We start from the raw sequence: 13,849 nt of genomic DNA, 5'->3' as shown, positions 1-13,849 counted from the left end.
TGTACGCCCCGTCCCGCTCAGGGGTTTCCCCAACGGCAACGTGGGGAGGTGGCCATGACAGTCCCGCACGCCGTCGTGCGGCACATCCGTACACCGCGTGCACAGCGGATTCTCCACGGGGGCACAGATGGCACATGGCGCGCCGAGCGATGCGGGGCAGCGGATTCTCCACGGGTACGGAAAGGTGCTGGAATCCTTCGTGCCCCGGGCTGTGGGCCTGGACGCACGGGGCAGGGGCGTCGCTCCGGCCTATCCCCGGGGCGGCCCGGTGCTGCGGATCTACGGGGGCCGCGGTACGGGGAAGACCTCCGTGTGCCAGCGGCTCCACGACACCTACGTCAACCGTCTGCACGTGGCCAAGTGGCCGCGCCGCGACGCGGACCCGGCGCTGAGCGCGTCGGGTCCGCAGACAGGGCTGATCGCCGCACGCCCGCTCGCGGCCCTGGCGTGGCTCGTCCACGAACTGAACGCACCGGCGGGCAGGTTCGGGCGGATGGAGTTCCCGCGCTTCACCTACGGACTGCTCGCCGCCGCCACCCTGGAGGACGTCCCGCAGAGCCGGGACGACGATGCGGGCGCCATGCGCCAGCGCCACTTCGTGCAGCTGCAGCGCTCGCTGGAGGAGGCTCTTGACGACAACGCCGACGGGGCCAGCGTGCGGGCCCGTTTCAAGCCCCTGGCCCAGCAGCTGGTTCCGCTGCTGGGCTGGATCGCTCCCGGGCTCACTCCCCTGACGGGGCTGCTCCAGCAGGTGGTCGGCGATGCGTTCGGGGGCGGGGGCGGTGGCGGGCAGCCCGACGCGGCCGCCGTGAGGTGGTGGGACGGGCAGCTCGACGGCATAGCCGGCGCCGGAATCGGCAAGCTCCTGGACTATGTCATGGGCCTGCGCCAGCAACTTCCCGCACAGGCCAGAAACGATCTCGAGCAGCGGCTGGCGGCCGCTTTCCTCGCGGACATGGACGCGCACTACGACCGCAGGCACCTGCGGATATGGCCACTGCCACTGATCATCCTCGACGACACCCACACCCCTACCGGTGAACGCCTGCTCAGCCTGCTCCTGACCGCGTACGCACAGGCCGCCGGACACAACAACGCCCAAGGCGGGCGCGTCAGACGACCGGTGATCGTCTGCGCCGGTCTCGGTCCGCCGAGCCGGGCGGCGAGCGTACGTGACCGGATGCCGCTGGAAGCAGCGGAGATCGACCAGCTCGACTGGCGCAGTCCGGACACCCAGGACGTGAACGCATGGCAGGTGTGGCTCAGGGCGCCGGCCATGGAGGCCGGCGGTATCGCCACCGCGTTGGGCAACCGCGCCCCGCGGGGACTGCCCAACCTGATCGAGCAGATCAGCGCCGGACGCGGGGGTCTGGCATGGCCGTTGATCACGGCGGCCCAGGAGGACCTGCGCCTCAGGGGCTCGGGGAGGCTCAACCAGTGCACGCCGCACGAGTTGGGCCCCACCCTGCTCGCCCTGCCCCCGGCCGGCACCGCGGGCGAGAGGCACGTCGCCGACGTCCTGCTGCACTTCCTCGTCCCTGACCGGGGGCTGATCGAGCCCCTGCTGCCGTGGGCCGTGGCACTGCGCCTCGATGACGTGGCCGACCTTCCGGCACCCGGCGGCGCGCCCCCGGACGGCGTGGAGGGCCGGATACGGGACTTCCTGCGGGAGGAGCACTGGTCCCGGTCCCGATGGGCGGGCGAGGGGGGATTCGTACCCGTGGTCGCCGACCGGGTGCTGCGGGAGCTGCTGCTGCACCGGCTGCGTACCCGGTGCAGCCCGGAGGCCGCCGGTCCGGACGCGGAGGAGGCCCTCACGTACTGGACCCGGCTGCACACCGCTGCCCGCGGGCGCTACAGCGCTTTCGCCCATGACCGCGAGGGCGTCGGGCGCAGCGCCTACCTGCACCACTCGCTGGCGCTCGGTGAGCGCGCGGCGGTCGTCGCCGCGCTGCACGCCATGTTCGAGGAGGGGGACCGTCCGCGCTGGCTGGCCGACCTGCAGTTCATCTGCGCGGCACCGCGGCCGCCGGACGGATACGCGCGACGGCGGCCCGAACCGCCGGACGTCCCCTGCACGGCCTGCCGCGGCCCGCAGCCCGACGCGCGGCACAGCGTTCTGGGACACCTGGTGGACCTGCTGTGGAGCCAGTCGACGCTGGCCTCGCTCTACACCGACGACCCGGAGGGGCCGAACAACCGGCTGCGCAGCTTCCTCGGCAACATCGAGATCGCCTACGACGACGACGCCGCCACGGTCAACGCGACCGCCCTGTGGCCGCACGAGCTCGCCGGCGGACGGCGGGTGCCCCAACTCCCCATCACCGAAAGGGGGCACTGAGGTGCCGACTCCCCAGTTCTGGCCCGCACCGCTCCTTTTCGCCGTGTTCGGCGCACTGCTCGTGGCCGTGGCCCTCGCCGCGTGGCGGCTGTGGAACGCCGGCCTCGTCGACGCGGTACGCAACACCTCGGCACTCGTCTGCCTCGTCCTGGCCGGCGGTGCGATCGGGGGCATCTGCTGGACGTGGCAGCTGCCCGCGTACTGCCAGAGCGGCAACGGGCAACTGGTCGAGGAGGGCGGCGAGTGCGTGGGCATCAGCGACGGCAGCTATACGTTCATCGACGAACTCGCCCCCGTATCGGCCCGTATCGAAGAACTCAACGACCGGGTGGAACAAGGCGACAGGCCGTACGCCACGATCGCGCTGATGATCCCGATGACCCCGGCGAAGGACGACAGGGCCGGCCGGGCCCAGCTCCTGCGCGAGGTCCAGGGCGCCTACCTCGCGCAGTACCGGGCCAACGAGGTGGACAAAGAGGACGTGCCCGTCCGGCTCGTCCTCGCCAATCCGGGGCGCGGCCTCGACCACGGCAGGCAGGTCGCCGACTGGCTCGCCGAGAAGGCCGCCTCCCCCCAGGATCGGCTGCGGGTCGTCTTCGGGTTCAACCTCAGCAAAACGCAGACCGCCGACACCATCAGCCGACTCACCAAGGACATGGGCATACCGGTGGTGGGCGGCCCGATCACCGCCACCGACCTCGCCAACAACGGCAACGGCCGCTATCCGGGCCTGGCGAAGATCGTGCCGTCCAACCGCGACCAGGCCTACGCACTGCACCACCACCTGAGGGAGGACGAGAGCAGGACGTTCCTCATCGAGGACGTCAGCGACAGCGACCTGTACGCGCGCTCCCTGCGCGAGGCGTTCACCGAGGTCACCCGGGGGGCTGCGAGCGGACCGGAGCGCTACAACGCGGACAAGGTGACGAAGAGCGACTTCAAGCTGATGGTCAACAACATCTGCGACTCCGAAGCCCGCACGGTCTACTTCGCCGGCCGCCCGGACGCGATGGCCCAACTCGTCAACGCACTCGGCGCGCGCGGCTGCCGGGACCGGCACCTGCGGCTCGTCACCGTCTCCGGCGCCTCGACGATCGCCCTGGACCCGGACCTGGACTGGGGCGCGCTCACCCGGGGCAAGGGGCTGACCGTCGAATACGCCACCATCACGCACCCGGACGCCTGGAGCAGCTCCCGTACGCCCGCGCCCCCCGCGACCGGCGGCTCACCCGAGTACCTCGCGACCCTGACCGGCCTGCTGGCGGACGACTCCGCGCACCGGCCCGGCGACATCGGCCCCACCGACCTGTCCGACGGGCGCACGATCACCATGTACGACTCGGCGCTGACAGCCATCACCGGCATCGTGAACCGGGTGCGGGAGAAGGGCCACGTACCCGAACTCGCGGACATCGCCGAAGCCTGGAACAGGCTGCACGGCGTCAACCGGGTGCCCGGAGCGAGCGGTTGGATCTGCCTGGACGGCAACGGCACCCCGTACGACAAGGCGGTGGCGATCGTGCGCCTGGTGGCCGGGGGCAACGGCGCTCGTGGCCACCTGGCCTTCCAGGGCGTCGCGTGGCCCACCGGCGCGCCGCTGACCGAGAAGAGGTGCCTGGACACCAAGGGATGACGCCCCTGCCCCTTGCACCCTCAACGCCCGCGCAAGGGTGTGCGCGTCGCCATCGCCGCCGCCATCGGACGCCTCAGCGAGCAGGATCCCCCGCTTCGGCGCAGGCCGTGGCCTCGGCCACGTAGCGCGCCACCGGGCCCAGGGTCAGCATGGCGCCGGCGGCGCCGGCGTGCTCGGCGCGGGCAGGGCGCAGGGCGGCCGCGGCGCGGGCGGCGACGGTGCGCTCGCCGAGGCGTGCGGCGGCGCGGGCGGTCAGGCACCACAGTGCCTCCTGCATGTGGTCGCATGGTGGTTCGGGCGCCGTGCCCAGGGCGGTACGGGCCTCCTCGACCCGGCCTTGGGCGAGCAGTACGAGGGGGCGTGCCCAGGGTCGGTAGGGGCCCCAGTCCAGGTGCGGGTCGGTGGGCGCGGGCCGGTCGTGCAGCAGGCGCAGCCCCAGGAGGGCGAGCGGGAACAGGCCGCGGTGCAGCCCGGGCATTCCGGCCCCCCGGAGGGCGTCCTCGGCGGCGCGGTAGTGCGCTGCGACGGCGGCGGCGGTCGGTCCGCCGGGTTCGGTGCTGCGGGCGGCCGCGGCCCGGGCCCGAAACCACCCGGTGAGGACGGGGACGAGGGGCGCCTCGGTGGCGGCGGCGAGCTGTTCGGCCGCGGTGGCGTGCGAGGCCGCGGCGTCGAGGTCGCCGAGGGCCGAGGCGGACTGCAGGCGCACGAGTCGGCCCAGGACGGCGAAGTTCGCCAGTTCGTGCCGGGTGGCCAGGTCGAGGATCTCGGCGCCGATCCGGTCGCGTGGCGCCGCGAGTCCGGGGCGGGTGAAGGACTGCAGGAACACCCCGTTGAGGGCGAACGCCAGCAGGGCGGGATCGGCCAGGCCGCGGGCCAGCGCCTCGGCCCGGCGTGCCGCCTGCCGCGCGCGCGTGAGCTCGGCCGGGGACAGGTCGGCGCCGCGGCTCTCGACGGCGATCGTGGCCAGGAGGCGGGCGGCCAGGTCGGCGGGGGCGTCGGGGCCCAGCGCGGTGAGGGTGTGCTCGGCGGCCGCGACGACGGCGCGGGACTGCTCGGGGTTGTCGGCCCGGCTCCACAGGGCGGGTACGTCGTAGGCGCCGATGACCCGGGCGGTCAGGGGGAGGTCCCCTGTGCGCCGGGCCGCCTGGATGGCGGCGAGGCGCTCGCGCCGCGAGTGGACGAGGGCGTCGCCGCCCGCCAGCGCGAGGGTACGGGCCAGCTCCACGGTGGTGCGCGGGCCGAGACGGACACCGGGGCCGCTCCACGCGGGGGGCGCGGGCGTGGTGAGGAGGTCCGTCTCCAGGCGCTGGAGGTCGCCACCGGGGTCCAGCCCGAGTTGGTCGGCGAGCATCGTGCGGGCGCGGCGCAGGGTGGCCAGCGCGTCGGCCTGGCGGCCCGCGCGGTGCAGTGCGCGGGCCAGCAGCTCCCAGGCCGGCTCGCGCCACGGGTGTTCGGCGACGTGGGCGCCCAGTTCGGCGACGAGATCGGCTCCCTCCCCGCCGTCCAGGAGGATGCGGGCGCGCAGTTCCACCCCCTCCAGCCTCAGCTCCTCCAGCCGGGTCCGCTCGCGCTGGGCCCATCCGGAGGCGGTCACCTCGGCGTAGGCGGGTCCGCGCCAGAGCGCGAGTGCCGCGGTCAGGTCGCCCACCGCGTCGGGGTGGCGCCGGGCCCGGGCCAGGGTGTCCTGGAAGCGGTGGATGTCCACGTCCTCGCGCGGCAGGCGCAGCGCGTAGCCGGGGCCTTCGGTGAGGAGGAGGCGCGGCGGATCGCGCGGTGGCCGGTCGGGTTCGAGGGCGCGGCGCAGCGCGGCGACGAACGTACGCAGAGCGCCTAGGGCGCGGGGCGGGGGATCGCTCCACAGGTCCTCGACAAGGTGGTCGGTGGTGACCAGGTGCCCCTCGGCGGCGACGAGCCGGGCGAGGACCTCGCGATGGCGCGGTCCGCCCAGGTCAACCACGCTGCCGTCGTCGCGGAAGGCCCGCACGGCACCGAGTACGTCGATTCGCATGCCCCCATCCTGCGCGCCGGGGGCCGGCTGCGCCCAACCGTACTGATCGGCTGCTGATCGCCGTCGTCCACGCTGGTCCGGTCAGCCCCCATCCCCGAAAAGGCGGCCCCCATGACGCTCACCATTCCCGACTTCGTTCCCGGCTTCGACCACGTCCGCCTGCCCGGTGCGGACGGCGTGGAGCTGGCCGCCGCCGTCGGCGGCAGCGGCAGTCCGGTCGTGCTGCTGCACGGTTTCCCCCAGACCCACCTGATGTGGCGGCACGTCGCCGAGCGGCTCGCCGACGGGCACACGGTGATCTGTCCCGACCTGCGGGGCTACGGCGCCAGCGGCAAGCCCGCGGCCACCGGCCCCGACGTGTACGCCAAGCGCACCATGGCCGCCGACGTCGTGACCCTGGCGGCGGCCCTCGGCCACGAGCGCTTCGCCCTCGTCGGCCACGACCGCGGCGCCCTGGTCGCCTTCCGGGCGGGACTGGACCACCCCGAGACCCTCACCCACCTGGGCATCCTCGACATCGTGCCGACCCTCGACATGTGGAACGTCCTGCGCGGCGCCCCGGCGGCGGTCGGCTACCACCTCTTCCTCATGGCGCAGCCCCCAGGGCTGCCGGAGGCGATGATCGCAGGCAGCGCGGACGCGTTCTTCGGCTCGTTCCTCGACGCCTGGGCAAACGACCCCGCCGCCCTGCCGCAGGAGGTCCGCGGCGAGTACCTGCGGGCGAGCGCCGCGGCGGTGGTGTCGATCGTCGCGGACTACCGGGCCTCGGCCGGCATCGACATCACGCACGACCAGGCGGACCTGGACGCCGGATCGCAGCTGGCCATGCCCGTGACGGTCGTCCAGCAGGACTGGGGCGCGCAGCTGGGCTACGACGCCGCCGCGGTGTGGAAGGTGTGGGCACCGGACCTGGACCACCGGCTGACCCGGGCGGGGCACTTCATGGCCGAGGAGGCACCCGAGGAGACCACGGCGGCGATCCGGGACCTGCTGACCCGCTGACCCCAGACCGCCGCGACCCGCCCTTCCCGCACCGCGCCCATGGGCCTACGTCTCCCGCACCGCGCCCATGGGCCTACGACGTCGCGCCGCCCTGGACGCCGTGAAGGACGCGCCCGAGGGCCTGCGGTGAGCAGCCCGATCGTCTACGCCGACGACCCCGGATGGCTCCGCCCCGGACGGCCTGACATCCTCGTTCCCGCCTCCGCAGGCACCCCTTGGACCGCGCACCACCAGGAGGAACCAGTGTCATCCCCGCACCTGCCCACCCCCGAGGAGAAGCTCGCCGACGCGAAGAAGCTGTTGGGCCTCCCGCGTATCGTCGTGATCTGCGGCTCCACCCGCTTCATGGCCGAGATGGCCGAGGCGGAACTGCGGGAGACCAAAGCCGGAAGGATTGTCGTCAAACCGGGCTGTGACATGAAGTCGCCGCACGGACTCTGGTCCGATCCCGGCGAGGCCGAGGCGCTGAAGGCACGACTCGACGAGCTGCACCGGGCGAAGATCCGGCTCGCTGACGAGGTGCTCGTGGTCGGCGACTACATCGGGGACAGCACCCGAGCTGAGATCGCCTACGCCCGGTCGCTGGACAGGCCCGTGCGGTTCACGCACCCCGAAGTCGACCCTGGCGTCTGACGGTCCGCCGCCACCGTCCGGTTGGCTTTCCCGCTTGTCCCCGGGCCGCTCAGCGCCGCGTCGTCGCCAGTGCCACCAGCAGTACGACCACCCGGCCGGCGCAGGTGGTGGTAGAGCCGGCCGGTGGCCGGGTCCGCAGCGACGGGCTCGGCGTGGTCCAGCAGCGCGACGTGGCGGACCTGTACGTACGGGGTCCGGCCGCCCTCGCGCACCAGATCGACTCATCCACACGCCGCAGCCTCGCCACTCGCGCCATGAACCGGCCCGTCAGACGTCCGCACCGGCCGCCCGCACGATGACCTTGCCCCGGTTCTCGCCCCGCAGCATTCCCAGGAACGCGTCCACGATGCTGCCGAAGCCCTCGGACACCGTCTCATCGAGTGTGACGCGTCCGCTCTGCAGGTGCGGCACGACGAACTCGTACAACTCCTCCTGCACCTCACGGTAGTCGCGCACCAGGAAACCCTCCATGCGCAGGCTCTTCTCGACGATGTCGGGAAGGTTGCGCAGGACGTGGGGCGTGCCGGTGCTGTTGTACTGGGCGATGGTGCCGATCCGCACGATCCGCCCGTACTCGCGCAGTGAGGAGATCGCCGCTTCGAGGTGTTCGCCGCCGACGTTGTCCATGTAGAGGTCGATCCCGTCGGGCGCCGCCTTGGCGAGCAACTCGGCCGGCGGGCCCGCGCGGTAGTCGAAGACCTCGTCGTAGCCGACGTGCCCGGTCAGGTAGGCGGCCTTCGCGGCGCTGCCCGTGCTGCCGATCAGCCGTCCCGCGCCCATCAGCCGCGCGAGGCGCCCGGTGGCCGTGCCCACGCCGCCGGCGGCCGCCGAGACGAACACGTCCTGTCCCTCGCGCAGTTCGGCGATGCGGGTGAGACCGACGTAGGCGGTCAGGCCGGTGCCGCCGAGGATGCCCAGGCGTGCGCGCAGCGGTACGCCGTCGAAGCGGGGGACGGTGTGCGCCTCGTCGGGGGTGACGACGCAGTGGGTGCGCCAGCCCCGCCGGTGGAAGACGATCTCGCCCTCGCGCAGCGCCGGAGTGCGGGAGGCGACGACCCGGCCGAGGGTGCGGCCCTCCAGGGGGGCGTTCAGTGCGAACTCCCCGTCCATCATTTCGCGGTGGTAGGGGTCCACCGACCAGTACAGGTTCTCCACCAGCGCCGTTCCCGGGCCGGGTGCCGGCACCGCGGACTCGACGAAGGCGAAGTGCTCGGCGGCGGGGAAGCCGTAGGGGCGGGTGGTCTGGTGCACGGTGAGCGCGGTCTCGGTCATGACGGCGACCGTACGGAGGAATGCGAAGGCGGGGGGAGGGGGTTGTGCTCATGGAACGACCCGATCCATGAAGAGCCCTCATAGAAGCAGGTGGACCCCTGTGGCAGGCGCAGCATCCCAGGCCCCCTCAACCACTGCGGCCGCTCCCGTCGACCTCGCCCCGCACGAGCTGCGCATCCTCGTGGCCGTCGACCGTGAACGCGGCTTCTCCGCGGCCGCCAGAGCCCTCGGACTGACCCAGTCCGCCGTCTCGCACTCCATCCGCGGCACGGAACGCAAGGTCGGAGCGGTCCTCTTCGAACGGGGCCGCAAGGGCGCGACACCCACCGCGGCGGGCGTCGCCGCCGCCGCCCACGCCCGCCGGGTCCTGCGACTCCTGGACACCCTGGCCGCAGAGGCCCGCGGCGCCGCCCGGGGCACGGTCGCCGGCCCGCTGCGTATCGCCGCCTTCCGCAGCGCCGCCCTCTTCCTGCTGCCGCCTGTCCTGGAACGCCTCACCGCCCGCCACCCCGGCATCGAACCGCGGGTGCACGTCGTGCGCGAGCTGGGCGCGGGCACCGCGGGAGAGGTCGCCGAGGGGCGCGCGGACCTGGCCATCGCAACAATCGGCGCCACCTCGCCGGTGCCCACCGGGCTCGTCGGCGACGTGCTCGTCGAGGAGCCCTACTCGCTGGTCTACCCGGCCGGCCACCCCGCCCCGCGCTCCCTGCCGCTGGTGGACTGGCACGAGAACTGCGGCTCCTACACCCGCCGTTGGTGGGCGCGGCAGGACTGGATTCCGAAGGCGACCGTCCTGGCCGAGGACGACGGAGCCGTCCTCTCCCTGGTGAGCAGAGGCCTCGGCATGGCGATCATGCCCGCGCTCTCGCTGACGGAGGCACCGGACGGCATCGAGACCACCGACCTCGGCCCGGACCGCCCGACCCGCTCCGTGGGCTACGTCACCACCCCGGAACTGGCCGCCGGCGCCTCCGTCCGCGCCCTGATCCGCGAGCTCAGAGCACCCCGCCGGTAGGAGGTCGGCGCGGCAGCACCCGAGACCACCCCGAGGAAACGGGCCAGGGACCTGTCCACCAGCCGGGGCTGGGTCGTCCCCGCCGTCCCGAGCCAGGAATCCGTTGACACGGACACGGACACGGACACGGACACGGTCCGCGTCAAGGAGATCGAGGCACAACTGACCGTGGATTCGCGACGGGTCCAGGGCCCCTCCGCTATCGTCGGAGCATGATGGACCCGGCTCCGCTGTCCGCGTGGCCACTGCGGATCGACGGTGCCATGCCGCAGGGATTCGACCACACGTGCGCGGTGTGGCTGCTGGACCGGCGATTGGATGGCGGGCGGGCTCAGGAGCTGGCCTGCCGGGTGCTCGATGTCCACGAGCGGCAGCGGCTGGGGGCACTGCGGCGGGACAGCGACCGCAGGACGTACGCTCTCGCGCATGTCGGGCTGCGGATGCTGCTCGGCGGGGTGTTGGGCGCAGCGCCCCGCGACATCGTGTTCGGCCGGGATGCCTGCCCCGAGTGCGGGGGGCCGCACGGGCGGCCGGCGGTGGCGGACGCGCCGGTGCACTTCTCCCTCTCGCACAGCGAGGGGTACGCCATGATCGCACTCGCCCGGACGCCGGTGGGCGTAGACCTGGAGCGAGTGCCCGGGCGGCAGGTGCTGGAGGTGATCCAGGCCCTGCACCCCGACGAGACAGCGGAGTTGCTCGCCGTGCCCGAGGCGCTGAGGCCGGCTGAGTTCACCCGGGTCTGGACGCGCAAGGAGGCGTATCTCAAGGGTCTCGGCTCGGGACTCGGCCGCTCGCCGGCCCTGGACTACGTCGGCGCCGGACACCCCGACGGGCCCCCGGCCCAGGTGCCGGCCTGGCGGCTCGCGGAGGTCAGCGCTCCGCAGGGGTACTGCGCGGCGTTGGCGACGATGGAGGGAGAGGGCGGCGCTTGATCCTCATGGCGCGGCGCCGCACCATGGCCGGCAGGCGGTGCTGCCCGTGCTTGGGCGCCCCCGCGGCCGCTGCCGTCCCGTCAGATCACGAAGTGCGACTGGAGTACCGGGAGATCGGACTCAAGCTCGACGGGGAGTTCCTTCCGGCTCTTCACGTTCAGTTTGCGGAACACCTTGGTGAGGTGTTGCTCGACCGTACTCACGGTGACGAAGAGTTTCTCGGCTATCTCCCTGTTGGTGTAGCCGAAGCCGGCGAGCACGGCCACGTTGTGCTCGGCGAGGGTGAGGATGTCCGCTGCCGACGGGGGCTTCCCGGCCTCTCCCGCACCGCCTTCGGGCATGGGGGGCGCCGCCGTGTCGTCCTTCTCCGCGGGGGCCTGCTGCGACGCGCCCTGCACACCGCACATCGTGGCCAGCCGCCTCGCCCTGCGCAGCAGCATCCGGGCTCGTTGGAAGCTGCCCGAGGACTTGTGCGCGCTGCCGAGATCGTGCAGTGCCTGAGCCAGTGTCAAACGCGAACCGGTGGCCTGGAGCACCTCGATCGCATCCTTGAGCATGTCGATCCTGTCGCGGGGGGCGACGGTCTGGGCCAGCAGCCGCAGCGAGGCGCCGTAGACGGCAGAGCTGCGCGAGTCCAGGCGGTCGATCTGCTCCTCAAGGCACCTGCGGGCCTTCTCCCGGTTGCGGAGGTGCAGGTACGCCTCGGCCAGGTCGTTGCGCCAGGCGATGAACGCCGGGGCGTCGATGCCCCATGCGGTCATGAGCTCACCGCAGCGGCGGAAGTCCTCAAGCGCGGCCTGCGACCGGCCGCTGGCCAGGTAGTAGTGGCCGCGGGCCTGCAGATAGTGCAGGCCGTACCGGGTCTGGAACGTCGCCTCGGGCACGGGTGTGCGCAGGTGCCGGCGTGCGGCGGCCAGATCACCGCGCGCGGTGGCGGCGCGTACGAGCGTTCCGAGCAGGAAGCCGGCCCCCACGCCCCAGCTGCCCGGGCCGACGAGGTCCAGCGCGTACGTGGCCCTGCGCTCGGCCTCGGCCAGGGCCCCCCGGTGCAGGTCGATCTCGGCCCGGCAGGCGGACAGCACCGCCTGCCACCAGCGCACTTTGCGCTGCTCGGCCTCGTCGATCAGGTCGTCGCACCAGCGCTCGGCCTGCGTCAGCTCCCCGGCGTAGATCAGGGTCTGGAGCACTGTCATGACGGCTTCGAAGGACTGGTCGGACAGCGGCATGTTGTGCAGGAGCTGCTCGGCCAGCCGGCTGCACGCGACGTCGTCGGTGCCCGCCTCCTGCCCGAGGAGGGTGCTGAGCAGCTCGGCGGCCTGGGCCCGGAAGCCGGGAGGCAGGGGTACGCCGCCGGCCCGGGCGGTCCCGAAGTGGCCGTGGCGCGGCAGGAAGTGCGGGTAGGAGTGCCTGAGCCAGTGCCAGGCGCTTCCCAGCGAGCCGTCGGGCCGCTCGCCGGTCGGGCAAGTCGGCTGCCGCAGCTGGTCGATGAGCTTCTCGGCCTCCTGGGTGGCACCGTGCCACATGAGCATGCGCAGCAGTTCCGCGGTCTGCGCCGGACTGAGCAGCCCCTGGCGCTGCGCCTCGATCAGCGGCCCCCAGTGCCGCGCCACCGCCGCCGGGTCGCTGCGCCACATCGCCACGGCGAGCTGCAGCATCAGGTCGGCGCGCGTCTTGCCCTCGGCGGAGGTGCACAGCCCGAACTCGAGGTATCTGACCGCGGCTTCGTCGTTGTCGTCGGCCAGCGCCTCCTCTGCCGCCAGCCCGAGGTAGACGCCGGCCCAGGAGGCGTCGTCACGCCCCGCCGCCATCAGGTGCTCCGCGAACCGGCTGTGCGAGGAGCCGCGGTAGATCCGCAGTGCCGCGTCGTAGTGCAGGTCCGCGAGGACGGCCGGGTCCATGTCGTCGTAGACCGCTGCCCGGGCCACCGGATGCCGGAAACGGCCGTGCACGGTCAGGCCAAGTCTGCTCAGCGTCTGCAGCGCGCGACTGACGTGGTGCGGCGGTGCCCCGGTCAGCAGCGCGATCTGCTGGGCCGAGCCGTCGGTTCCGAGCACGGCAAGGCCCCGTGCCACCTCCAGCACCTCGGGACCGCAGCGGTACAGGCAGGTCAGCACCGCCTGCCGGTAGCCCTCCCCGACCCGCCGCCCCTCCTGGGGGAACTCAAGCGAGTCCATGTAGTCCTCGCTCAGGGCCCGGACCAGGAGCTGGTTGCCGCCGGTGATCCGGTGGGCCTCCTGGGCAAGCTGCGCTGCCGCCGCCGCATCCAGGTGGTTCTCAAGCGCCTCGCGGACGCCGGCGACCGACAGCGGCGCCAGCCGTAAGCGCCGGAAGTGGGTCTGCCTGACGAGCTCGATCCGGTACATGGGGTGGACCGACCAGTCGGAGCAGGACTCCGCGAGCACCACCAGCACACGTCTGGACCTGCTCTGGTTCGCGACGTCGGCCAGACAGCGGATCGAGGGTTCGTCGACAAGGTGGACGTCGTCGACGACGATGGTCAGCAGCTGTTCTCCGGCCAGTTCGAGCAGGGCCGACGCCACGCGCTGGACGACTTCGTCCGTCTTTTCTTCGAGCTCCCCTTCGAGGAGCGACCTCGCCCGCGCTGCCGGACCGGGCCGCTCCTCAAGTAACTGCCGCAGTACGCCGAAGGGTTGGGCGCGGGCCTGGCGCGTCGCGGTGGCGAAGAGGAGGATCCCCCTGTCCTCCTGGCCGTACCGGTCGCCGAACGAGCGCAGGAACGCGGTCTTCCCGCTCGCCACGGTCCCGCTGATCAGGACCAGCCTGCCCTGTCCCGAGGAGCATTCGGCGTAGAGGCTGTCCAGTACTCCGAGCTCGCGTTCCCGTTCGGCGACTAACACGTGCGAAGCACTCCCCATTCCAGGAACCACAAGGCAGGCAGTCCGGTTGTGGTCGACCGGTGGACGGATCAGCCGCCCGATGCGTGGACACCGTGGCCTCGACCAGCCTGCTCGAAGTCCACCATGCCGTCCTGAACACCGATCGCAGTCCGGTT

The 13,849-nt window shown here is 72.7% G+C and carries 10 protein-coding genes; 6 read left to right on the top strand and 4 right to left on the bottom strand.

The features are described 5' to 3' along the window. The first annotated feature begins 199 nt into the window (after positions 1–199). Together ACFQLX_RS15930 and ACFQLX_RS15925 are read left to right on the top strand one after the other, a co-directional pair. Positions 200–2,341: a hypothetical protein gene (locus ACFQLX_RS15930; RefSeq protein WP_386415584.1), complete on the top strand. Its 2,142-nt coding sequence runs from the start codon at positions 200–202 to the stop codon at positions 2,339–2,341. A 1-nt stretch (position 2,342) separates the two neighbouring features. After that, the gene (locus ACFQLX_RS15925; RefSeq protein WP_386415581.1) at positions 2,343–3,974 is read left to right on the top strand and encodes an ABC transporter substrate-binding protein; all 1,632 of its coding nucleotides are present in this window, start codon (positions 2,343–2,345) and stop codon (positions 3,972–3,974) included. Between the two features lie 73 nt (positions 3,975–4,047). On the opposite strand, the gene ACFQLX_RS15920 is transcribed toward ACFQLX_RS15925, so the two are convergent. Next, a complete protein-coding gene (locus ACFQLX_RS15920) occupies positions 4,048–5,982 on the bottom strand; it encodes a BTAD domain-containing putative transcriptional regulator (RefSeq protein ID WP_386415580.1) in 1,935 nt (644 codons plus the stop codon). A gap of 111 nt (positions 5,983–6,093) precedes the next feature. On the opposite strand from ACFQLX_RS15920, the gene ACFQLX_RS15915 reads away from it, so the two are divergent. Both ACFQLX_RS15915 and ACFQLX_RS15910 read left to right on the top strand, forming a co-directional pair. Then, positions 6,094–6,984 carry an alpha/beta fold hydrolase gene (locus tag ACFQLX_RS15915; protein ID WP_386415577.1) on the top strand — a complete coding sequence of 297 codons (891 nt, stop codon included), beginning with the start codon at positions 6,094–6,096 and terminating at the stop codon, positions 6,982–6,984. 243 nt (positions 6,985–7,227) lie between these two features. Next, entirely contained in the window at positions 7,228–7,617 is a 390-nt protein-coding gene (locus ACFQLX_RS15910; protein ID WP_386415574.1) for a hypothetical protein, read from the top strand. Positions 7,618–7,666: 49 nt separating this feature from the next. Here ACFQLX_RS15910 and ACFQLX_RS15905 read toward each other — a convergent pair whose 3' ends face one another. Beyond that, positions 7,667–7,846: a hypothetical protein gene (locus tag ACFQLX_RS15905; RefSeq protein ID WP_386415572.1), complete on the bottom strand. Its 180-nt coding sequence runs from the start codon at positions 7,844–7,846 to the stop codon at positions 7,667–7,669. Positions 7,847–7,884: 38 nt separating this feature from the next. Beyond that, the gene (locus tag ACFQLX_RS15900; RefSeq protein ID WP_386415570.1) at positions 7,885–8,889 is read right to left on the bottom strand and encodes an NADP-dependent oxidoreductase; all 1,005 of its coding nucleotides are present in this window, start codon (positions 8,887–8,889) and stop codon (positions 7,885–7,887) included. Positions 8,890–8,989: 100 nt separating this feature from the next. Between ACFQLX_RS15900 and ACFQLX_RS15895 the strand changes: the two genes are divergently transcribed. Together ACFQLX_RS15895 and ACFQLX_RS15890 are read left to right on the top strand one after the other, a co-directional pair. Next, positions 8,990–9,904, top strand: coding sequence for a LysR family transcriptional regulator (locus ACFQLX_RS15895; protein ID WP_386415567.1), 915 nt, complete (start codon positions 8,990–8,992; stop codon positions 9,902–9,904). Between the two features lie 212 nt (positions 9,905–10,116). Beyond that, on the top strand, positions 10,117–10,836 hold the full coding sequence (locus tag ACFQLX_RS15890) for a 4'-phosphopantetheinyl transferase family protein (RefSeq protein WP_386415566.1): 720 nt from the start codon (positions 10,117–10,119) through the stop codon (positions 10,834–10,836). Positions 10,837–10,916: 80 nt separating this feature from the next. Here ACFQLX_RS15890 and ACFQLX_RS15885 read toward each other — a convergent pair whose 3' ends face one another. After that, positions 10,917–13,694 carry a helix-turn-helix transcriptional regulator gene (locus ACFQLX_RS15885; RefSeq protein ID WP_386415564.1) on the bottom strand — a complete coding sequence of 926 codons (2,778 nt, stop codon included), beginning with the start codon at positions 13,692–13,694 and terminating at the stop codon, positions 10,917–10,919. Positions 13,695–13,849 lie beyond the last annotated feature (155 nt).

Origin of the sequence: Streptomyces polyrhachis (assembly GCF_042663125.1) — a bacterium.
Taxonomy (GTDB): Bacteria; Actinomycetota; Actinomycetes; order Streptomycetales; family Streptomycetaceae; genus Streptomyces; species Streptomyces polyrhachii.
This window is presented reverse-complemented; position numbering and strand designations above follow the sequence as displayed.